Origin of the sequence: Haladaptatus paucihalophilus DX253, assembly GCF_000376445.1 — an archaeon.
Classification (GTDB): Archaea; Halobacteriota; Halobacteria; order Halobacteriales; family Haladaptataceae; genus Haladaptatus; species Haladaptatus paucihalophilus.
On the sequence record NZ_AQXI01000001.1, the window covers coordinates 1,051,920 to 1,072,346 of the forward strand.

General features: G+C 63.4%; 19 protein-coding genes. 9 read left to right on the plus strand and 10 right to left on the minus strand.

Annotated elements, in window-relative coordinates; all coding sequences use genetic code 11:
• Positions 1-58: 58 nt before the first annotated feature.
• Positions 59-751: a DUF4013 domain-containing protein gene (locus B208_RS0105940; protein ID WP_007977694.1), complete on the minus strand. Its 693-nt coding sequence runs from the start codon at positions 749-751 to the stop codon at positions 59-61.
• A gap of 162 nt (positions 752-913) precedes the next feature.
• Here B208_RS0105940 and B208_RS0105945 point away from each other — a divergent pair, with 162 nt between their 5' ends.
• Entirely contained in the window at positions 914-1,363 is a 450-nt protein-coding gene (locus B208_RS0105945; RefSeq protein WP_232423729.1) for a hypothetical protein, read from the plus strand.
• A gap of 2 nt (positions 1,364-1,365) precedes the next feature.
• On the opposite strand, the gene rqcH is transcribed toward B208_RS0105945, so the two are convergent.
• From rqcH to B208_RS0105965, 4 genes are all read right to left on the minus strand, one after another.
• Positions 1,366-3,447 (minus strand): ribosome rescue protein RqcH, encoded by a 2,082-nt coding sequence (gene rqcH, locus B208_RS0105950; RefSeq protein WP_026177751.1) that lies wholly within the window; start codon positions 3,445-3,447, stop codon positions 1,366-1,368.
• 83 nt (positions 3,448-3,530) lie between these two features.
• Positions 3,531-3,770, minus strand: a complete 240-nt coding sequence (locus B208_RS0105955; RefSeq protein WP_007977697.1) for a hypothetical protein — start codon at positions 3,768-3,770, stop codon at positions 3,531-3,533.
• A 119-nt stretch (positions 3,771-3,889) separates the two neighbouring features.
• Entirely contained in the window at positions 3,890-4,390 is a 501-nt protein-coding gene (locus tag B208_RS0105960; protein WP_007977698.1) for an SHOCT domain-containing protein, read from the minus strand.
• Positions 4,391-4,433: 43 nt separating this feature from the next.
• On the minus strand, positions 4,434-5,300 hold the full coding sequence (locus tag B208_RS0105965) for a universal stress protein (protein ID WP_007977699.1): 867 nt from the start codon (positions 5,298-5,300) through the stop codon (positions 4,434-4,436).
• Between the two features lie 196 nt (positions 5,301-5,496).
• Between B208_RS0105965 and B208_RS0105970 the strand changes: the two genes are divergently transcribed.
• Together B208_RS0105970 and B208_RS0105975 are read left to right on the plus strand one after the other, a co-directional pair.
• Positions 5,497-7,338 carry an SLC13 family permease gene (locus B208_RS0105970; protein ID WP_073096605.1) on the plus strand — a complete coding sequence of 614 codons (1,842 nt, stop codon included), beginning with the start codon at positions 5,497-5,499 and terminating at the stop codon, positions 7,336-7,338.
• A 108-nt stretch (positions 7,339-7,446) separates the two neighbouring features.
• Positions 7,447-8,472 carry a D-2-hydroxyacid dehydrogenase gene (locus B208_RS0105975; RefSeq protein WP_007977701.1) on the plus strand — a complete coding sequence of 342 codons (1,026 nt, stop codon included), beginning with the start codon at positions 7,447-7,449 and terminating at the stop codon, positions 8,470-8,472.
• 89 nt (positions 8,473-8,561) lie between these two features.
• Here the strand turns inward: B208_RS0105975 and B208_RS24220 are convergent, their stop codons facing one another.
• Positions 8,562-8,726: an HVO_A0556 family zinc finger protein gene (locus tag B208_RS24220; protein ID WP_007977703.1), complete on the minus strand. Its 165-nt coding sequence runs from the start codon at positions 8,724-8,726 to the stop codon at positions 8,562-8,564.
• A gap of 85 nt (positions 8,727-8,811) precedes the next feature.
• Here B208_RS24220 and msrB point away from each other — a divergent pair, with 85 nt between their 5' ends.
• Positions 8,812-9,213, plus strand: coding sequence for a peptide-methionine (R)-S-oxide reductase MsrB (gene msrB / locus B208_RS0105985; RefSeq protein WP_007977705.1), 402 nt, complete (start codon positions 8,812-8,814; stop codon positions 9,211-9,213).
• 979 nt (positions 9,214-10,192) lie between these two features.
• On the opposite strand, the gene B208_RS0105990 is transcribed toward msrB, so the two are convergent.
• Together B208_RS0105990 and B208_RS0105995 are read right to left on the minus strand one after the other, a co-directional pair.
• Complete coding sequence (locus B208_RS0105990; RefSeq protein ID WP_007977706.1) at positions 10,193-10,381, minus strand: hypothetical protein; 189 nt, start codon at positions 10,379-10,381, stop codon at positions 10,193-10,195.
• 147 nt (positions 10,382-10,528) lie between these two features.
• Positions 10,529-11,308, minus strand: coding sequence for an enoyl-CoA hydratase/isomerase family protein (locus B208_RS0105995; protein WP_007977709.1), 780 nt, complete (start codon positions 11,306-11,308; stop codon positions 10,529-10,531).
• Between the two features lie 108 nt (positions 11,309-11,416).
• On the opposite strand from B208_RS0105995, the gene B208_RS0106000 reads away from it, so the two are divergent.
• Entirely contained in the window at positions 11,417-12,784 is a 1,368-nt protein-coding gene (locus B208_RS0106000; protein ID WP_026177752.1) for an NAD(P)/FAD-dependent oxidoreductase, read from the plus strand.
• A gap of 1,290 nt (positions 12,785-14,074) precedes the next feature.
• Here B208_RS0106000 and B208_RS0106010 read toward each other — a convergent pair.
• Positions 14,075-15,640 carry a lipopolysaccharide biosynthesis protein gene (locus B208_RS0106010; protein ID WP_007977715.1) on the minus strand — a complete coding sequence of 522 codons (1,566 nt, stop codon included), beginning with the start codon at positions 15,638-15,640 and terminating at the stop codon, positions 14,075-14,077.
• A 205-nt stretch (positions 15,641-15,845) separates the two neighbouring features.
• Here B208_RS0106010 and B208_RS0106015 point away from each other — a divergent pair, with 205 nt between their 5' ends.
• From B208_RS0106015 to B208_RS0106030, 4 genes are all read left to right on the plus strand, one after another.
• A complete protein-coding gene (locus tag B208_RS0106015; protein WP_007977718.1) occupies positions 15,846-17,069 on the plus strand; it encodes a glycoside hydrolase family 18 protein in 1,224 nt (407 codons plus the stop codon).
• Positions 17,070-17,149: 80 nt separating this feature from the next.
• A complete protein-coding gene (locus B208_RS0106020) occupies positions 17,150-18,142 on the plus strand; it encodes an extracellular catalytic domain type 1 short-chain-length polyhydroxyalkanoate depolymerase (RefSeq protein WP_007977720.1) in 993 nt (330 codons plus the stop codon).
• An 8-nt stretch (positions 18,143-18,150) separates the two neighbouring features.
• Positions 18,151-19,611, plus strand: coding sequence for an extracellular catalytic domain type 1 short-chain-length polyhydroxyalkanoate depolymerase (locus tag B208_RS0106025; RefSeq protein WP_232423731.1), 1,461 nt, complete (start codon positions 18,151-18,153; stop codon positions 19,609-19,611).
• A gap of 81 nt (positions 19,612-19,692) precedes the next feature.
• On the plus strand, positions 19,693-20,061 hold the full coding sequence (locus tag B208_RS0106030) for a HesB/IscA family protein (RefSeq protein ID WP_007977725.1): 369 nt from the start codon (positions 19,693-19,695) through the stop codon (positions 20,059-20,061).
• A 66-nt stretch (positions 20,062-20,127) separates the two neighbouring features.
• Here the strand turns inward: B208_RS0106030 and B208_RS0106035 are convergent, their stop codons facing one another.
• Complete coding sequence (locus B208_RS0106035) at positions 20,128-20,328, minus strand: dodecin (protein WP_007977727.1); 201 nt, start codon at positions 20,326-20,328, stop codon at positions 20,128-20,130.
• Between the last annotated feature and the right edge of the window lie 99 nt (positions 20,329-20,427).

Consider the following 20,427-nt stretch of genomic DNA (forward strand, 5'->3'; position numbering starts at 1 on the left):
TCCCGGAAGCATAGCTCCCCCAATAGCGACGAGTCGTCCCGACGGAAACGAAAGAGAATCAGACCGCGGGTTGCCCGTCCTCGACTTCGGACCCCTTCTGCAGTCTGTGTTCGTCCGCTTCGGCGTACCCTCGTGCGTAGATGTACGCCGCGGTCACTTCCGCGTAGAAGCCGACGAACACGGCCGCGAGCCAGCCGAGGAGCGGGACCGCGCCGACGGCGCTCGCGATGACACCGGCCACGACGAGGACGCCCAACGCCAGCAACCAGCCCGTTCCGTACTCCCCGTCGCGGAGGATGGGCACGAGCGATTCGTACTCGAACGCCGACCCCATCGTGTTCTTCTCGGCGAACCGAACGAGCGCGGCGGGAAGGGCGTACCACACCGCGAGGCCGACCACCAGCGTCAGCACGCCGCCGAGGATGGCCACGAGGCCGCCTAGCGCGGGCGCGTTGTCCGCGAGCGCCACGCCGCCGCCGACGAACACGACGGCCAACACCGCCGGTACGAGCGCGTAGACGACCGTGATGACGACCGCCTTGAGTCCGTCTAGCGTTAATTTCGTCCAGTCGCCGAATCCCGGAGCGTCGGTGTCTCCGTCCGAAACACGGCGCAGGACGCGAATCACGTATCCCTGCACGATGAGTGCGGGGATGATGAGGAACCCGAAGATGATGAGCAGGCCGCCGACGAGTATCGTCATCGCGGCGTCGTCACTGTCCTTCAGGTACCGGATGCTTTCGTTGAACATTTGTGTCCCCCCTCGGGTCGAATCCCGTAGACTCTCCCGATACAGTACTCTAGACGACGCCTGAGAGCTTAACCGTTTGCTCGGGAGGAGGAGGTGTTAGAGCGAACTAACATCGGCGTCATGTCGAAAGACTCACACCAACGAAGCGACAACCGTTTGCGCATGGATTGGTCCGCGTCGAGGCGGCGGTTCGGTCGCTGTTGCTGTTCGGCAGTGCTCGGGATGTTCGCGGGTTGTAACGCCCTCTCGGATTCGAACGGAGAAACGAGCAGTACGACGAAAACGAACGGTAGATCGAAAGCACACGGAACGACCTCGAAATCAGAACGGGACGAAATCCCGATTTACGCGGTCAATCACACCGACGAGAAACAAGACCTCTCCATCATCATTTCTGGGGGGACGGAAGTCATATCGAAGCGCTTTATTATTAAAACGGGAGAGCGAAAACGGATTTCCTCGGTCAACAGTTCCAACCAGCCAATCACGGCCGAAACCCGGAGCGGCCTGAAAAACAGCAAGCCCGCAAAGCCCGGCGCGCTATCTGTGACCATCCACATCCGAACCGATTCCATCGATATTCGGTCGGAAACGCTCACCGAACGAAACTGAACTCAGTCCACCATCCGACTGCCGCCCGCCGGGAGGAACTCCTGAATCAGGTCGGGACTCGCCACCTTGCGGACGAACGAGGTGTCCGCAAAGCGCTCGCGGAACTCGCGGTACAGTCGCTTCGCGGCGTCGTTCTGGGCGTACTGGCCCGGTTCGACTTCGATGACTGTCTCGGCCTGCTTCTCGATGGCCGACGGCGGGCCGCCGATGACGCGGGTGTTCGGTTCGACCGTAATTCCGACCGCGACGCCGACGGGCGTGTCCTCGAAGTAGGTTCGGTCGCCGCGGATGGCGAACCCGCCCTTCTCCAGATACTCGCCGCTCTCGGGCGTCTTCGACACTTGGTCGGGCGTGACCATGTAGGCGTCGCCCGCGAAACGGCCGTCCTTCCACACGGACGAGTAGGAGACGGCGAACTGGGCGGCCTCCCGCTTGCTTTGCTCGGGCACGTCCACGTCCTTCGACGGCTCACTCGGGTCGGAGGTCTTCAGGATGGTGATGGGACCGCCGTGTGCCTGCGAGTGGAAGAACAGGTCGTTTCTGTCCATGTACTTCTTGACCAGTTCCTCGTTCTCGTCGGCGTTGCGCCCGCCGAGGACGAGGAAGCCGTCGGAGGTGCGGAACCAGCGGAACCGCTCGTACCACTGCTCCTGCTTCCGAACCGGAATCGACGCCCGCGACAGCCAGTCGATGTTCTCCGGTTCCGTCCGCTCCTCTTCTGGTTCTTCTTCCCACTGCTCGGCGCGTTTTTTGACTTCCTCCAACTCCTCGCGGGTGTCCTCGATGGCGGCCAGCGCGCCCTCCTTTTTCTCCTCGATTCGCTTGGCCTCCTGATAGAGGCGGTTGGCGTTCTTCTCCACGCCGTCGTCGGGGAAGAGCGTGATTTTCGTGTCGTCGATTTCGACCGTGACGGTTCCCTCGCTCGGGTCGATTCCCTGCACGGCTTCCGCCGCCTCGATGCCGCGCTCCGCACCCTCCTCGAATCGGGCTTCGATGTCCGCCCACGGCGTGTCCTCGGCGCGAGCGTTCCGAACCGTGGCGAGGATTTCGTCCACGAAGCCGTAGTTGGCGTAGAGGAGTTCCGCCTTCTCTCGCTCGGCGTCCGCCTTCCGTTCGAAGCCTTCGATAGCGCCCTCCTGTTGTTCGATGATGCGCTGTTGTTTCTCGATTTGGGCTTGGAAGTCGGGTTTCTGCGGTTCGCCCGCGTCCTCGTTTTCGGACACGTCGAGGTTGGTGAAGTAGTCGTCCACCGCCGCGTTGAACGAGTCGAACGCCTCGGAATCCAACCCTTCGTACTCTTCGAGCGGGAACGGCGTCACGTCAACTCGAACGTCGTCCTCGTAGTAGACCCGCGGGTCGAAGTCACCGGTTTCGAGCGGTTCGCGGAGGCGCTCGATGGCCGCGTACAGCCGTTCGTACTCGTCCTCGTCGGCGTCCGCGATGTCCGTGACTTTCTCGACACCGGCGCGGGTACAGACCTCCTCGGCGTACAACCCGCCGAAGTTGAGTTGCGTCGCCAGCGTCCGAACCACGTCGGTGTCCGAGTCGTTCATCCGATACTCGAACTCCTCGTAGTCGATTTCGAGCGGGTTCACCCGCGAACTGGGGAACTCGTACTGGGACCCCGGCGCGACGGTGCGGGATTTGAGCCGAACCGTGTCCAGACAGTCGATGACCTCGTTGTTCTCGTCCAGCACGGCGACGTTGCCCTGTCCGAACAGTTCCGCGACGATGGTCGTATCGCCGTCCTCGCGTTTGAAGTGGAACTGGAGGATGCGGTCGAACTCGAACTGTTCGACGCCCGCGAAGTCAGCCCCCGAGAGGCGGTTGCGGAGCATCATGGCGAAGTTCGGCGGCCTGCCCGGCGCGGGCGGGACGTGTTCCGGTGCGACGGTGTGGGCGCGTTTCACCTCGCCCACTTCCACGAGCAGTTCGAGCCGACCGCGGTCGAAATCGCGCATCTTGAGGCGCAACAGGTCGTCGCCGTAGAGATACGCCTTATCGACCTTCGCACCCTCGAAGGAGTTCAACTCCCGCGTGATGGCGGCGAGGTCGATGCTCGAAAGCTCTCGCTTTCTATCCATATCCCACGGTTTCTCGGGCGGGAGGAAAGGCGTGTCGTTCGACGCGACGGTCACGGGACGATTCGGCGGAAATCAACAGTTCGTCACTCCGCGGGAACGGCGTACGGTTCGCCGCGCCGCCGGTTCCGCTTCCGGAGGTAGACCGCGTAGACGATGATAGCACCGATGAACGGCGGGATGAAGAACCCGATGAACATCCCGACGGCCCACATGTCGGCGGTGTCCATCCGGCGCTCTTTGGCATCTCGGTACACCCACGCCGCACAGAGGAGGGCGAGCGGAATCGCGAGGAACCACGGGACGACGATATGGATTCCGGCCATGGCGGCAGTTCAGAGGACGCCGCTAAGTATCTTGTCGTCCAACTCTCATTTTCGGAGGGACGTCCGACTTCGGTTTCGACGGCTCATCGAACACTCGATTTCGACGACCCGTCAGCCGTTCACTCGTTTTCGGACGCGAATTCGCCTCGTTCGACCGACTCCTCGGCGTTCTCGACGGTGCGAGTCGCGCACAATCGTTCGAACTTCCGGTCGAACTGCTCGTCGGTCAGTTCGCCGCGGGCGTACCGATTGCGGAGCGCGACGACGGCCTCGTCCCTGTTGGACTCGACGGTCAGCAATCGCTCGACGCCGCGTTCGAACTGGGCTTCGCTGACCTCGCCGTCGGCGTAGCGACGGCGGAGGGTCGAAAGGGCGTCGTCGGTGGAAACGGTCGGGGTCGTATCGCTATCGTCTCGCATCGGCGACGAGGACGAGTCGTCGGTTTCGTGCATCTCGGGGTCGAGGGAAACGTGCAATACGGCCGCGAAGACGACGATGGCCCAGAGCGACACCGCGAATAGTAGGTTGCCCTTGAGGAACGCGATGAATCCAAGAGACGCGAGAAGCAACGCGCCGAGCACGAAGCTGTCGAGTAGGATTCGAACTCCCGAATCGGCCATTATCGAACGGTCGAAGTGATAGCACAAAAACCAATCGACAGCGCTACTCTTCTCCCAAATCCCGCACGGTGAGCACGGGCGTCTCCGAGCGACGGATCACCGTCTCCGCGACGCTCCCCATCACGAACCGGTCGATACCCGTCCGGCCGTGGGTCCCCATCGAGAGCAGGTCGATGTCGTGTTCCTCCGCGTAGTCGAGGAGCTGCTCGGCCGGTCGTCCGCGGAGGAGTTCCCGTCTCGCGTCCCCGCCCGCGCTCCGAACCCGCGAGACGGCATCGGCACACGCTTCGTTTCCCTCGCTCTCCATCAGTTCTGCCAGCGACCCCGACCGGGCGATGCGCGAATCGACGACGTAGACGACGTGCACGAAGGCGTCGTACGCCGCCGCGAGCGCGGCGCACACTTCGATGGCGCGCTCGGACCCTTGCGTCCCGTCGACCGCCAAGAGGACGTTTTCGTACTCCGGCGTGGGAACGTCGTCCCCGGCTCGAACCGTCAGCACGGGAACGCGGGCGAGTCGGTTGACCTTGCGCGCCGTGCTCCCCACGAAGTGGCGTTCGATGCGGCCGCGGTGTCCCGTCCCCATCGATATGCCGTCGATGTCGTGCTCCTCCGCGTAGTCGAGGATTTCCCGGAACGGGAGTCCCGACGTCATCGCTTCCGTCACGTCGATGCCGCGCTCGCGCCCCCGTTCAGCCACCGCCGCGGTCGCCCGTTGCCCTTCCGTTTCGAGCAGGTCGACGAGCGTGGACAGCCCCTCGTCGGCGTTGCCCACCTGCAGTTGCGGCGTGTCGATGACGTACAGCGCGTGGACCGTCGCGCCGGTTTTCTCGGCGATTCGAAGGCCGTGTTCGATGGCCCCCGCCGTTGCTTTCCCGCCGTCCGTCGGAATGAGAATCGAGTCGAACATCGTCACCGATGCGTTCGACGAGCACGGACTTCAATCGATTTCCCCGCCGCCGGTCGGAGGGGAGAAAGGACAATCCGACGACGCGATGGATTTTGTCGGGAGCGCTCGAACTATTGAGGTAGCCATTTGTCATCCACCGCTGAATGAACGGTGGGGTGGCACGTGAGCAGCGCGACGCGTGACCACGGGGGTACGAATGGTGATTCCGCTTCAAACAGGTGTCCCGATTCCACCGATAACGAACAGTATGCTCGTCGTCCTCGGAATCGTCCTCGTCGCGTTCATCCTGTTCGTGACGGAACTGTTCCCCGTGGACGTGACGGCGCTCATCGTCCTCGTCCTGCTCATGGTGCTCGGGCCGTGGACGAAGGTGTCGCCGACGGACGGCCTCTCGGGATTTTCGAACGAGGCGACCATCACGGTCCTCGCCATGCTCATCCTCAGCGAGAGCGTCCGGCGGACGGGCGCGGTGCAACTGCTCGGCCATCGAGTGGCGGGACTCGTCGGTGACAGCCAGTTCAAACAAGTGTTGGCGACGGTCGGCCTCGCGGGGTCCGTCTCGGGGTTCATCAACGACACGCCCGTCGTCGCGTTGCTGGTCCCGTTCGCCTCCGACCTCGCCCACCGCGGCAACACGTCGCCGTCGAAGCTGATGATTCCGCTCTCATACGCGGCCATGCTCGGCGGGACGCTCACGCTCATCGGCACGTCCACGAACCTGCTGGCGAGCGGCCTCGCACAGCAACTGCTCGGGCGCTCGCTCGGCATTTTTCAGTTCACCCCCGTCGGCGTCGTCGTCCTCGTCACCGGCGCGCTCTACCTCGTCTTCGTCGCGCCGCGGTTGCTTCCCGAGCGCGTCAGGCCACGCGAGACGCTCCTCGAAGAGTACGAGGTCGAGGAGTACCTCGCCGAACTCGTCGCGCCCGAAACGTCGCCGCTCGTGGGGACGCCCATCTCCGACATTCCGGCCGAAGCGGGATTCGGCGGCGAGGTGAAGGAAGTACTCCGCGAGGACGCCGTGCTGTCGCCGTTTTCGGACGAGTTGGTGGAGCCGAACGACCACTTTCTCATCTCTGCGAGTCGGCCCGACCTCACCTCGCTCATCGAGGAGGAGGCGTTGAACCCGCTCCCAACGGTCGGCCGCGAACCGGCGGTCACGGAGGAACCGGCCCGGAGCGACGACGCGGAAAGCGTCCTCATCGAAGTCGTCGTTCCGACCGATTCGGCGCTCATCGGCGAGACCATCGAGACGAGCACGATACTCCAGCGGTACGACGCGACGCTCGTCGCCCTCCAGCGCGGCGACGTTCGACTGCCGCGCGTCCACGAAGCCGAGTTCACCGTCGGCGACCTGCTGTTGCTCCAACTCCCCGCCGACGAACTGGAACGCGTGGCCGAGACGCGCGACCTCATCGTCGCCCGGGAAATCCCCCGCGAGGACTACCGGTACGACAAGATTCCCGTCGCCGTCGCCATCCTCGCGGCCGTCGTCGGGTCGGCGGCGCTCGGTCTGTTGGAGATTCAGGTCGCCGCCTTGGCGGGCGTCGTGGGGATGGTCCTCTCCGGCACCCTCGCGCCGACCGAACTCTACGAGGGCGTAGACTGGACCGTCATCTTTCTTCTCGCGGGCGTGATTCCGCTCGGCATCGCCATGGAGAACACGGGCACCGCCGCGCTCCTCGGCGCGCTCGTCGCCACGACGGCGCAGTACCTCCCGACCGTCGCCGTTCTCGGCGTGTTCTACGTGGCGACGGTCATCCTCACCAACATCGTCAGTAACAACGCCACCGTCGCGCTCATGGTCCCCGTCGCCATCAACGCCGCCCGCGAAATCGGGACGAACCCGCTCGCCTTCCTGCTCGCCGTGATGTTCGCCGCCAGCGCGGCGTTCATGAGTCCCGTGGGGTATCAGACCAACCTGTTCGTCTACCGACCGGGCGGCTACCGCTTCACCGACTTCGCCCGCGTCGGCATCCTGCTCCAGTTGATACTCGCCGTCGTCACGCCGATCACGATTGCGGTCTACTTCGGCCTCTGATGGTGTCTACTTCGGTCTTTGACGGGGCGCTGTCGTCGCGGTCGTGGGAGAACTCCACGGACTGCCTGAACGACCACCTCTATTTCCCTCCGACGAGAACCCGGGCGTATGACCGACCACGCGACCGACTCATCCCCCACTACCGACTCGGCGACCGATTCGAACGACGCGCGGACGAACGACTCCCCGACGGTGCTCGTCCTCCGCCGGGGCACCCACGGCATGCCGGTATCGGACTACGCCGACGAACTCCGCGAGCGCCTGCCGAATCACGAAATCCTGCACGCGACGACCCCCGACGAGGAGCGCGAGTACATCGCCGACGCCGAAATCGTGACCGGGATGACCATCAACGAGTCCCTGCTCGCCCACGCCGAAAATATGGAACTGTTCGCGTGTGCCTACGCCGGAACGGGACACCTGCCGCTCGACGCGCTCGAATCGCGGGGTGTCGCGGTGACGAACGCCTCGGGGGTCCACGGTCCGAACATCGCGGAGCACGTCGTCGGCGCGATGTTGACCTTCACGCGGAAGTTCCTCCGCGCCGGGAGACAGCAGTCGCGCCGCGAGTGGCGGCACTTTCAGGCCCACGAACTGGAGGGGAGTACCGTGACTGTGGTGGGGTTGGGTGCGATCGGCCAGGCCATCGTGGAGCGGTTGGACGGGTTCGGCGTCGAAACGGTCGGCGTCCGCTACTCGCCCGAAAAGGGCGGCCCGACCGACGAGGTGGTCGGCTTCGACGACCTGCACGACGCGCTCGCCCGGACGGACTACCTCGTGCTGGCCTGCCCGCTGACGGACGACACGCGCGGCCTGCTCGACGCCGCGGCGTTCGACACCCTGCCGTCCCACGCCGTGCTGGTGAACATCGCCCGCGGCAAGGTGGTCGAAACGGACGCGCTCGTCTCGGCGCTCCGAGGCAATCACATCCGCGGGGCGGCACTGGACGTGACCGACCCGGAACCCCTGCCGGAGGACCACCCGCTGTGGACCTTCGAGAACGTCCTCATCACGCCGCACATGGCGGGACACACGCCCGAATACTACTCTCGCTTGGCGGATATCGTGGCCGAAAACGTCGCGCACGTGACCGAGACGGGTTCCTACGACGACCTCCGGAATCGGGTTCGGTGAGGATCTATTTGCAGTTTCCGCCCGTCGATTATAGAAATAAATGGATGATAAAAGCGGGGGGTCCGCAATCGCGTTCGGTGCGTGCGGAACTACCAGATTTGGGCGGCGGGCGTCTCGCAGGTGTCACAGACGACCGCCTCGTTTCCTTTGTAGGTGTCTCGAACCAACTCTCCGTCGGAACACCAGTGGCATTCTTCTCCTTCGAGGCGTCCGATGACGCCCTGTTCGGTCGTCAAACTCATTCTGTTTCCCATATTCCCTCCGCCGTGCTATGAATTTGCTGGCCCCACCGGTTCCTCGTACAGGTAGTTTATCCCCCAGCAGTCGCTAGATGTGCACATGAGCGAACAGCCATCCGACACCCCGGAGAGCGACGAGGAGTGGCGCGAGCGACTGACGGACGAAGAGTACCGCGTCCTCCGCGAGCAGGGAACGGAACGTCCCCACACCGGCGAGCATCTGGACCGCACGGACGACGGCACCTACGTCTGTGCCGGGTGCGGCGCGGAACTGTTCGATTCGGACACGAAGTACGATTCCCACTGCGGCTGGCCGAGTTTCTACGACGTGCCGACGGAGAACGTCGAGACGCGACAGGACACCAGCCACGGCATGGTCCGAACCGAAGTCGTCTGCGCGAACTGCGGCGGCCACCTCGGCCACGTCTTCGACGACGGCCCGGAACCGACCGGAAAGCGCTACTGCATCAACAGCGTCTCGCTCGACTTCGAGGACGAGTAATCCGCCGGGTCGGTTGCCGAACGGCAGTCCACTACGAGGGCCGCGCGTGCATCCGGTACGCCTCATAGTTTTCGTCCCGCCTGGTATGCAAGGAGAGTCGCCACGCCCGCTACGAGGTGAGACTGGTTTTGTAGTGGTTGTCATCGGTACGAGAAAACGCTGATTTTGCTGTGACTGTACTCGCTATGAGAAAGTCCCCGAAAGCCCCCGCCCGCTCGCGGTTGTTCAGCGACATCTCGATTCGGTGCAACTCGCACACCTCATCGAGAGGGGCCGCTGAAGCAACCACGCAAGCGCGACCGAGCGGCCCCTTTCAGTCCCAACCACAAACCGGTTCCGCACAGCACCGCGTGCTCGCGGCGTTGCCGCTCGCATTTCGAGGTTTCTTCGAACCCTCGCACGCCACACCCTCCCCAACCGATTGCGTTTCTCGGCCTTCGGCCTCCGGTACCTGCGGGCCGCGGCCGCAGGTCAGCGAGACGTGACGCGTCTCGCAAGCCTCATCCCTCGCACGTTTTTCCGAGGCGACTCGGACGTGTTGTCCTCGTCGCCTCGCCAACGCGCGCCACGATGGAAATCCAGTAGCGTGAAACTGAATCGACTCTTCCGGCGCGTGCACCAACAACCCCGAGGACGCTCCGTCCGAGGGGTTGGTTGGTTATCACGCGAGGGATGAGCACTGGAGCGGAGTTCTCGTGAACGAAGTGAACGAGAGCACGGAAGAGCGTCGCTCTTCCGGAGCGAAGCGCGCAATCGGTTGGGGAGGGAGTGGGCTGAGGCGGTGCGGGTGCGGTTTCAGTGACGTCTGTCGTTGCAGTCACAGAAGCAACAACACGTGTTGCAGTCACAGAAGCAACAACAACTCGTAGCGAACAGGCGGAGGCGTTCGAGGTCCACGTCCCAGTCGTTGTGATTCAGTCGTTCACAACGACACCACGTCGTAGCGAACCTGCTCAAAAATTCCCCGCAACCCCGAGGCTCAACACACGTACCCAGTGCGCCAGCGTTCGACCGAAACGCTGTGCAGGGGGATGTCGTGCTTCTCGAACAGGTCGTGAATATCGACCAACAACTCCTGATTCACGTCCTCGGGGGACACCGCGCCGAGGCGGAGGAGCGTCTGTTCGGTGGCGATACGTTTTTCCGAAGAAGGTTCGTTGTTCGACATGCTTTGGGTAAGCGCCTGAAGCAAACGGGGTCAGTGTTCCTGCACTGGCCTTTCGGCGGACACCCCGGTTTGCTTCGTCCGACATATCAAATCCCGACTAGTTAATTCTATTGGTTCGGAGGGTCGTGAGAGAGGGCGAAGACCGGTCTACTCTCCTTCGAACGCGGGTTCCTCGTCGCCGAAGAACGCGTCCAGTCCGCGCCGGTAGTCGTCGGTCGCGGTCATCCGCGCGATGGTGTCGGTTTCGGCGGCCATCTGGGCCGAGAGGTCGCGCCCTGCGCTCCGGTTGAACAGGCGCTTCGTCGCTCCGTAGGCGCGGGTCGGGCCGTCCGCGAGTTCCGCGGCGAGTTCGGCCAATCGGTCGTCGAACTCCGAGGCGACTTCCGTGGCGAGTCCCATCTCGACCGCCCGTTCGGGTGAAATCGTCTCGTCCAGCAGCGCAATCTCCTTCGCCCGGCGCAAGCCGACGAGTTTCGGGAGGAGGAACGTCGAACCGGCGTCGCCCGTCAATCCGACGCGCGGGTAGGCAAACTCCAACCGCGCGTCCTCGGCGAGCAGAACGATGTCGCCCGCCAGCGCGAGGCCGAACCCGCCGCCCGCCGCGACGCCGTTGATGCCGGTGATGACGGGTTTTGGTGCGCGCGAGAGGTTTTCGATGGCGCGGTGAAGCGAGGAGGCGATGCTCCTGAGCGTTCTGCCGTCGCTCGCGTCGCCCGAGAGCACGGACAGGTCCGCGCCCGTGTTGAACACGCCGTCGGCCCCCGTGAGGACGACACACCGCGAATCGTCCTCGTACAGGTCGGCCGTGGCCGTGCGCAGTTCGGACGCCATCGCGGGGTTCATCGCGTTGTGCGTCTCCGGCCGGTGCATCGTCACGCGCGCCACGTCGTCGGTCCGTTCGAGGGTCAGGTGGTCGAACTCTGCCATACGATTTATCCGAGCGGAATCGTGAAAACGATACCGCGACGGTTCGGAAAACGATTCCCACATCAGAAGGTTAAGAATTTAGTATCCCTCCTTGAGTAGCGTAGGAACATGGAGCGATTCGACGTTGCTATCGTGGGCGGGGGCCCCGCGGGGATGGCGGCCGGAGAACAGGCCGGGACACACGGCGCGAGCGCCGTCGTCCTCGAACAGGGCGTCCCACGCGAAGATCGAGAGTTCCTCGGCCCGGATTCGACCGACGCCGCCGGAATGCTCGACTACTGGGTGGACATCATGGACGAGGACTATCGGGACATCCCGGACCACGTCGTCCTCCAGGAACTCGATGCGGTGGACTTCCTCGGCCCGAACGAGGCCGCGACCCTCCGCGGCACCGGCATCGACTCGTCGTACCCCGAGATGGGCTTTACTTTCAACCGCGCGCGGATGGACGACTGGTTTCGAGAGCGCGTCGAGGACGCGGGGACGGAGTACCGCGTCGGCGTCGGCGTCAGGCGCGCCGAAACCGACCTCGGCGCCGAGTACCGCCACACCCTCCACCTCGCCGACGGCGAGGACATCGAGGCGAAATACCTCGTGCTCGCCGACGGGCCACAGCGCCGCGTCACGCTCGGCACGCTCGACCAGTTCATGCCCGAGGGCAGTTCGGTCAGCGACTTCCTCAGCCCGCCGACGGCGAACCACATCGCGTATCAGGAGTACCGCGAGTTCCCCGAGGAGGTCTTCGAGAAATCCTCGCTCAAGTTCTGGTGGGGCATCATCCCCGGCGAGACGGCCTACCCGTGGGTCTTCCCGAACGACGGCACGGTGGCCCGCGTCGGCCTCACGATGCCCATCGGAATGACGTTGGACGACGTGGAGGACCCCGACTCCTACGCCCTCCTCCGGTCGGACGACGACGGCATCCCCCGCGCCGGGGAGTACATCCGCCGCCTCCTCGAACGCGAGTACGGCGACGAGTACGACATCGAGACGGACTTCCCGCTCGTGGAGGACCGGGGCAAATCGAAGGGTACCGAGACGTACCCCATCTCCTCGACGCGACCCATCGACTCGCCCGTCGAAGCGGGCATCGCGGTCGCTGGCGGCGCGATGGGGACGACCAGCGCGTTCCACGAGGGGGGCTACCACGTCGCGATTCGGTCGGGCAAAATCGCCGGGAAACTCGCCGCGACCGACGACATCGAATCGTACAACGACGAGTGGAAGGCCGCAATCGGCGACGAACTCCTCCGCAACATCGCGTTCGCCGACATCGTTGCGGAGTACGGCCCGGACGACTGGGACAAGACCTTCGCCATGGTCGATAACCTCCTCGGCGAGGACGGCAAGGGCCTGAACAAGTCGAGTTTCTCCTCCGGCGTCCGCGGCGCGAAACTCGTCGCGCGCTACAAGAAGGCGAAGTTCGGCTACCGGAAGGGCTACGTGCAGGTCACCGAATCCGATTACGTCTACTGATTTCGCCCGTTTCGACGCTTCTCGTTCGTTTCGTCTCCTCTCTCGTTTCGACGCTTCTCGTTCGTCCGTTCTTTCTCCCCTCTCGTTTCGACTCGTCTCGCTCGTCTCATCTCTTTTCCCTCGTGTTCTCTCCCCGCGAACCCGGAAGGCCCTTATCCGGCGTCCGTCTACGTTTTCGTGCACACCTTAGTCCCCGCCGGAGTAATCCCACTTCGGGAGCGATGACCGCGCGGAGAACCCGGGTGTGCGACAGTACGAGTTGGTGAACTCCAAAATCACCGCCCCGAGTCAGGGACCACTGGCTCCGAAGTCGGTTGCGGTTACTGACGCGACCCGCTTCGACGGTTCACCCGTCAAAAGTTGGCGATTCTATCGCTCGCCCGGCACGAGGGTTTGCCAGCCGACACGGCACGCCGCCAAGGGATGAGGCTGGATGTTAGTGTTCCGGGCGTACATCGACCTTTTATAGCGCTCGCTACGCTCGCTTGCAAAAGCTCGAACAAAAGCACTCCTCCTTCGCTTCACTCCGAAAGACGCGACGAGTCGTTCGTGCTCTCGTTCGCAGGGTAAGAGCGATGTTCTTGCTTGTTCTCGTTCACTTCGTTCACGAGAACTCCTTCGTCACTCACGAGAACTTCGTTCCGCGAAGTCGTCGGCCTCGCTCACGTTCGGTCGCGTGAGTGAATCGGCGACCTACCGGATCCTTCGACGTATTCGAAAACATAAAAATAAAGCGGTCACTTTTAAGGATTATGTCTCGTCCCCGTACAAGACGCTCGCTGCTCGCAGCAACCGGTACAGCGGCTTTCCTTCCCTTTAGCGGTTGTTCGCAATTGACCGGGAACCAGTCTTCCCCTCAGAAATATAGCATCAAGCAATTGCAAGTGGTGAACAGCCACAACGAACCCCACGACCTCATCATCGTCGTGACCGAAAACGAGAAAGCAAAGTTTGCCCGCTCGGTACACATTCACGCCGCCGTCGACGGCGAGTACGCAATCGATTCGAAGAACAAGGTGTGGACTAATCCAGTCGGGCAGGGACGGTACGTCATATCCGTGAAGGTAGACGACCAACCACCTCGATCACGTAGGTACAAACCGTATCAAGATTCGTCGTGTCTGAGAGCCATCCTCAACATCAACCGCGATGGTCAATTTTCCTTCACTAAGGTTCACTGCGAGTAAAATCGACGCTGCTAATGCGTTCGTAGTGCGGACTTATCGATGTCTTCGGCGTGCCGACGATGTACTCCATCCGAACGACCTCGAAAGCGGCCCTCAACGCACCCTACCCGTCTCGGGACCGTTCGGAGCGACGTTCGTCGATGGTCGCGGTTATACCGCGGCGGTACCGGGCGGCCAGCGTCGTCACCACGAGGCGGTCGCGGTCGTTGACGCCGAGCGAAACGAGGGTGCCGACGTACGTCACAGCGCCCAGCGCGAGGCCGACTGCGACCGCATCGACCCCGGTGAGCGTCTCGCGGACGAGAACCATGACACCTATCGTCGCGGTTCCAGCCCCGAGCGGTTTGAGAAACGTCGCGTCGAAGGGCCACAATCCCTCGAAGTGCCGGAGGAGGACGACTTGGATGGAGTTCTGGACGGCAATGGCGACGGCCGTGCCGAGTGCCGCTCCGGGCAGGCCGAACGCTCGGATGAACGCGAACGTGAGCAGCGTGTTCAGCACGGCCAGCAGCCAGTCCAGCGCCATCCGGGCGTACTGGTGGTCGGTCATCATGAGCAGCCAACCCGTCGCACCGACGGCGCTGCCGACCAAGACGCCGCCGAGATAGACCACGAGCGGAACGTAACCCGCCGTGAAGTTCGGGCCGAAAGCGGACAGAATCGTCCGACCGTAGACGACCAGCACGGCGAGAATCGGGACGACGCAGGTGACGATGAGCCGCGTCACCGCCGTGTACACCGCGTTGAGCGTCTCCATCTCGTCGTCGGCGTACAGTCCTGACGCGACCGGCGGCAGGAGCATGTTGAACGAGAGGAGCGGAATCCACGCCAGCGCCACCAAAACGAGCACGACGTTGTAGACCCCCGCCGCGCTCGCGGTCAGCAGGAAGCCCACGAGCATCACGTCCACGCGGTTCTGGAACACCTTGCCGAGGCTGCTCAGCGCGATGGGACCCGAGTGGTTGTAGAACCGCCGGGCCTCCGAACGGACGCCGCCCAAGCGAGGCCGGATACCGGTCGTCGAGACGACAATCGGGAACCCTACGAGCACGAGTCCGGCCATCCCGACGACGAACGAGCCGGCGACGCCGACCACCGAGTATCCCAGTGCCATCGCACCCACGGCACCCGCCAGCGTAACGGCCGGGCGGAGCACGCGATTGAACAACACCTCTCCTTGGGCCGACCGCACCGCTCTGAGGACTCCGGCGTGAACCCTGACCAGTCCGACGAGGACGATTAGGGCCGCGAACAGCCGTATCGTCGGCGGGAAGTCGGGATGCGAGACCGTCGCGCTGTTGAGCCACTCGCTGCCGAAAATCATCCCACCGGCGAGTCCGAGGCCGACGACGAGCGTCGTCAGATACGCCAGTCCAACCACTCGGCCCTGCCGGTCCGAATCGCCACTGTAGGCGGAAAGGTACCGTTGGAGCGTCTGAACCGACCCGAAGTTCACGAGTCGAAACAGCAACTGGGTGATTCGCCACGCGAAGGCGTAGACGCCGTAGACGACCGGGCCGAGTCCCTGTGCGAGCGCGTACTCGGTCGCCGCCTTCAGCACCTGCTGGAGGGACTGTCCGCCGGAAGTGACGACCGCACCGTGACCGATGGTCAACAGCGCCTCGCGCTCATCTTCGGGAATCCCGTCGTCGGATGTCTCGGAGACCATCGTCGCGTCACTGTCTGCTCGTTGCACGCCGATAAGTCGCCTGATTCTCCCCGCCGATGGCCGCGACCGTGAGGTTCGTGTGGTCCGGTTCCGTGGCTAAAATCCGTGGGGGTACCGACGGTGTGGCGAGATTCGTTCCGACAGTAATACGCTCGAATTACAAAACTAGAGTATGTATTTATTTATCGTACTAATTATTGCTACGATGATGGGAATCCAAAATAGCAGCGTGGGACGGCGACGATACCTTCGAGGCGCGGGCGCACTGACGACGATGGCGTTGCTCGGAAACACGGCCGAAGCGAGCGAGCGGGACCACCGCGGACATCGCCATCAGAGCCGAGGGGATGACCAGCATCACCATCACGGACGGCGACCCGACAAGCGAATCGTCGGCTACTACCCCTCGTGGGCGGGCGACTATACGCCCCACGACGTGCCGTACCACAAACTGACCCACCTGAACTACGCCTTCCTCGAAACGGAGGCGAACGGCGAGGTCAAACTCGCCGTCACAGGGGACTCGGCCCCCGAAGTACTCGCGGAGTTCGAGGCGATAACCCACGAACGACAGCACACGTCGTTCATGCTCTCCATCGCGGACTTCGGGAGCAACATGTCCGCCGTCGCCGCGAGCGCCGACGCCCGCGAGCGGTTCGCGCGAACCGCCGTCGAACAGCTCCGACGGTACAACTTCGACGGCATCGACATCGACTGGGAGTACCCGGACGGGTCGGTCCGAGAGGACGACCCGGAGAACTTCACGTTGCTGTTGGAGGAACTGCGTAGCAAACTGGACGGAGCGGGGGCGGCGGACGGCCGGTACTACGAACTCAGCATGGCGGCGGCACCGATTCCGTCGAACATCGACCCGCTGGAAGTGGAGAAAATCGCGGACTATCTGGATTTCGTCAACGTGATGAACTACAACTTCTACGGGAGTTGGAGTTCCGCGACGAACTTCAACGCGCCGCTGTACGCCCCCTACGAGGACCCGACGTACTGGCAACAGCTCCTGACGGTGGACAATGCGATGCGGTACTGGGCCGACCAGCCGATTTCGCGGGACAAACTCGTTCTCGGCACGCCGTTTTACGGCTTCGCCTTCGAAAACGTCGAGAACGAGAACCGGGGCCTCTTTCAACCGTTCGACGGCGCGGACACCAAATCGTACGACGACATCCGACGGCTCAAGACCGAACCGCACTACCAGTACCACTGGCATCACGAGGCGCGCGTCCCGTGGTTGTACTCCGAAGCGGACGACGTCTTCGTCACCTACGACGACAGACACTCGGTCATGGAGAAGTCGCGGTACGTCCGAGACAACGACTTCGGCGGGATGATGTGTTGGGAACTCTCCCACGACCCCAGCAACACACTCATCAGTTCGATTCACGCCGTACTCGGCTGCTCACACCGGCCATAATTTCCGCCCCAGCAGAATATATTTACATATTAACCCGTTGTTAGATTTTGTTCGAAGGCATTGGTACGTCACGTCATAGCATGAAACTTGACAGGCGAACGCTCCTGCGTTCCGTGGGTGGAACGGTTGCGACGGCGGGCGTACTGGGAAGCGCGGGAACCGCGGCGGCGGCGAGTAGCTACACGAATCACTACTACGACGGCTTCGATTACTGGAAGTACGTCCCGGACTCCGCGGGATCGAACCCCCCGCTCGTGGTGATGCTCCACGGCTGTTCACAGAACGCGGACCAGTTCCGCGAGGAGACGCGGATGAACGACGTGGCGGACCGCGAGGGGTTCGTCGTCATCTACCCCGACCAGTACAACGCGCGGAACGCGGCCGAGTGCTGGAACTGGTTTTACGACGCGAACACGATTCGGGGCTACGGCGAAGCGGCCGTCATCGCCGGAATGACCCAAACGACCATCGACGCCGAGGGTTGTGACCCCGAGCGCGTCTACGTCGCCGGGCTTTCGGCGGGTGCCGCGATGGTCTCGAACCTGCTCGCGGAGTACGCCGACGTGTACGCGGCGGGCGGAGTCCACTCCGGGTTGGAGTACGACGCCGCCGACACCGCAACGGGTGGAACGACGGCCATGACGTACGGCGGGCCGGACCCCTACGAGAAGGGAATCGACGCCTACGACGCGATGGAGTCCTACGGCATCACGAGCGAACTGCCGACCATCGTCTTCCACGGCACGGCCGACACCACCGTCTATCCGATAAACGGCGATCAAGCCACGATACAGGCGATTCAGACCAACGACCTCGCCTCGGACGGATCGAACGACGACGACGTGGACGCGACCGCCGACCGCACGTACAGCGGACAGGGACCGAGTTTGGACTACTCCGTCTCGGAGTACCACGACGAAAACGGAAACTCGCTCGTCGAGCACTGGACCGTGGACGGGATGGACCACGCGTGGTCCGGCGGCGTTTCGGGCGGCGAGTTCACCGCTCCCGGCGGTCCGGACGCCAGCCAGATCATCTGGGATTTCGTCTCGGGATACACGAGGGGTGAGTGAGCGTGACGATGAAACGACGCACGCTCCTGAAATCCGTCGGCGCGACGGTCGGCGCGGGTGCGCTGCTCTCGGGTGCGAGCAGCGCGGCCGCGGGGTCGTACACGTCGGAAACGTACAGCGGGCGGACCTACACGAAGTACGTCCCGACTGGCGCGGACGGGTCGGCGATTCCGCTCGTCGTCATGCTCCACGGCTGTACCCAGAGTCCCGACCAGTTCAAGGACGAGACGAAGATGAACGAGGTGGCCGAAAGCGAGACGTTCATCGCCATCTACCCAGACCAGACGACGAGCGCGAACGCCAACGAGTGTTGGAACTGGTTCGAGGACGCGAACACGACGCGGGGCAACGGCGAAGCCGCACTCATCACCGGGATGGCACGGGACGTGATGGCGACGAACGCGGTGGACGAGAGCAGGGTCTTCCTCGCCGGGTTCTCCGCCGGAGCTGGCATGGTCCCCAACTTGCTCGCCGCCTATCCCGACGTGTACGCCGCGGGTGCGGTCCACTCCGGGTTGGAGTACGACGCCGCCGACAGCGTGACCGGCGGAACGACCGCCATGACGCAGGGCGGCCCGGACCCACAGCAGCAGGGGACCGCGGCGTATCAGGCCATGGAATCGAACGGCGTCACCGACACGATTCCGACCATCGTCTTCCACGGCACCAGCGACTACACCGTCTACCCCGAGAACGGAGAGCAGGCCGCGGAGCAGGCCACCCAGACCAACGACCTCGCCGCCGACGGGACGGACGACGACGGCATCGATTACACCGCCGACGCCACGCGCGACGGGCAGGCCGAGAGCCTGAGCTACACCGTTTCGGAGTACCACGACGAAAACGGGAACACCGTCGTCGAAAAGTGGACGGTCGATAGCATGGGCCACGCGTGGTCGGGCGGCGCACAGGGCGGTTTGTACACCGCTCCCGGCGGTCCGGACGCCAGCCAAATCATCTGGAACTTCTTCGCGGACCATCCGCGCGACGGCGGTGGCGACGGTGGCGGCGGTGGTGACGGAAACACCGCACCGACCGCCGCCGCCGGTGCGACCCCGAGTTCGCCAGCCGTCGGCGAGACGGTCACGTTCGACGCGAGCCAGTCGAGCGATTCGGACGGCTCGATCGCGAGCTACGATTGGGCCTTCGGAGACGGCGCGAGCGCGAGCGGCGCGACGGTAACCCACAGTTACGGGTCGTCGGGCGAGTATACGGTCACGGTAACCGTCACCGACGACGACGGAGCCACGGCGACCGACTCGGTGACCGTCACGGTCGGGTCCGGCTTCTCCGGGTACTGTGGCACGGCGTACAACTACGAGCACGGGGACGCAGGCAGGGCGTATCAGGACACCTCGACGGGTGCCTACTACGCCGTCGGCTCCGACGACTACCTCGGCTTCCCGGCCTACACCAGCACGCTGAAGGAGACCTCGGAGGGGTACTACGAGACCGTCAGTTCGTGTTGACGCGGTTCCGGGCGTTCGGACAACCCCCCGTCTTTTTCGGGCAGGCCAACGTTAATGAGGCTCGGACGACAACCGATACGCATGAGTACTGATGCCGCACCGAACGGGAAGGACGGCCCGCAAATCGAGGTGACGGAGGACGCGGCTGAGCAAGCGCTGTCCCTGTTGGACAGCGAAGGACTCGACAGTTCGGTCGCCGGTCTCCGCCTGTTCGTTCAGCAGGGCGGCTGTGCGGGACTTTCGTACGGCATGCGATTCGACGACGAACCGGAATCCGACGACACGATTTTCACGCACTACGGCTTGCGCGTGTTCGTGGACCCGGCGAGCATGAACTACATCGAGGGAAGCGTCGTTGATTACGAAACCGGCCTGCAGGGTGCGGGCTTCCACGTCGAGAACCCCAATGTGGTGTCGGAATGTGGCTGTGGCGAGAGCTTCCGAACCTGATTCGAGGAAGAAAGAAAATCCGTTTTTCGTCCGTTTTCCGGCGGTCTCGCTTCTTTTCGCTTCCCGTTACTCTTCGAGTTCGAACGCGACGGTTACTTCGGCCTGATATTCGCGTCCTTCGACCGAGGCGACTTCGACGCCGAGGGTGTCCACTTCGACCCATTTGACGTTATCGATGGTTTCCTCCGCTCGGTCGATTGCGTTTTCGGTGGCCGCGTCGAAACTCTCGTCGCTCGTTCCGATGAGGGTGATCTTCTTGAACACCATGACGTCTCTGTGATACCCCGTCACCGGTAAAAATCGCATCGGCCGTTGCGGGGCGGTTTCGGTAGGTGCGCGCGGTCGTCGCCGCGACGATTTCGACCG

Coding starts and splice junctions, on each gene's coding strand:
- B208_RS0105975 (WP_007977701.1), top strand. CDS start 7,447: ATGACCGACCACGCGACCGACTCATCCCCCACTACCGACTCGGCGACC.
- B208_RS0105995 (WP_007977709.1), bottom strand. CDS start 11,308: ATGGCAGAGTTCGACCACCTGACCCTCGAACGGACCGACGACGTGGCG.
- B208_RS0106020 (WP_007977720.1), top strand. CDS start 17,150: ATGAAACTTGACAGGCGAACGCTCCTGCGTTCCGTGGGTGGAACGGTT.
- B208_RS0106015 (WP_007977718.1), top strand. CDS start 15,846: ATGATGGGAATCCAAAATAGCAGCGTGGGACGGCGACGATACCTTCGA.
- B208_RS0106035 (WP_007977727.1), bottom strand. CDS start 20,328: ATGGTGTTCAAGAAGATCACCCTCATCGGAACGAGCGACGAGAGTTTC.
- B208_RS0105965 (WP_007977699.1), bottom strand. CDS start 5,300: ATGTTCGACTCGATTCTCATTCCGACGGACGGCGGGAAAGCAACGGCG.
- B208_RS0106025 (WP_232423731.1), top strand. CDS start 18,151: ATGAAACGACGCACGCTCCTGAAATCCGTCGGCGCGACGGTCGGCGCG.
- B208_RS0106010 (WP_007977715.1), bottom strand. CDS start 15,640: ATGGTCTCCGAGACATCCGACGACGGGATTCCCGAAGATGAGCGCGAG.
- B208_RS0105970 (WP_073096605.1), top strand. CDS start 5,497: ATGGTGATTCCGCTTCAAACAGGTGTCCCGATTCCACCGATAACGAAC.
- B208_RS24220 (WP_007977703.1), bottom strand. CDS start 8,726: ATGGGAAACAGAATGAGTTTGACGACCGAACAGGGCGTCATCGGACGC.
- B208_RS0106030 (WP_007977725.1), top strand. CDS start 19,693: ATGAGTACTGATGCCGCACCGAACGGGAAGGACGGCCCGCAAATCGAG.
- B208_RS0105940 (WP_007977694.1), bottom strand. CDS start 751: ATGTTCAACGAAAGCATCCGGTACCTGAAGGACAGTGACGACGCCGCG.
- rqcH (WP_026177751.1), bottom strand. CDS start 3,447: ATGGATAGAAAGCGAGAGCTTTCGAGCATCGACCTCGCCGCCATCACG.
- B208_RS0106000 (WP_026177752.1), top strand. CDS start 11,417: ATGGAGCGATTCGACGTTGCTATCGTGGGCGGGGGCCCCGCGGGGATG.
- B208_RS0105990 (WP_007977706.1), bottom strand. CDS start 10,381: ATGTCGAACAACGAACCTTCTTCGGAAAAACGTATCGCCACCGAACAG.
- B208_RS0105955 (WP_007977697.1), bottom strand. CDS start 3,770: ATGGCCGGAATCCATATCGTCGTCCCGTGGTTCCTCGCGATTCCGCTC.
- B208_RS0105945 (WP_232423729.1), top strand. CDS start 914: ATGGATTGGTCCGCGTCGAGGCGGCGGTTCGGTCGCTGTTGCTGTTCG.
- msrB (WP_007977705.1), top strand. CDS start 8,812: ATGAGCGAACAGCCATCCGACACCCCGGAGAGCGACGAGGAGTGGCGC.
- B208_RS0105960 (WP_007977698.1), bottom strand. CDS start 4,390: ATGGCCGATTCGGGAGTTCGAATCCTACTCGACAGCTTCGTGCTCGGC.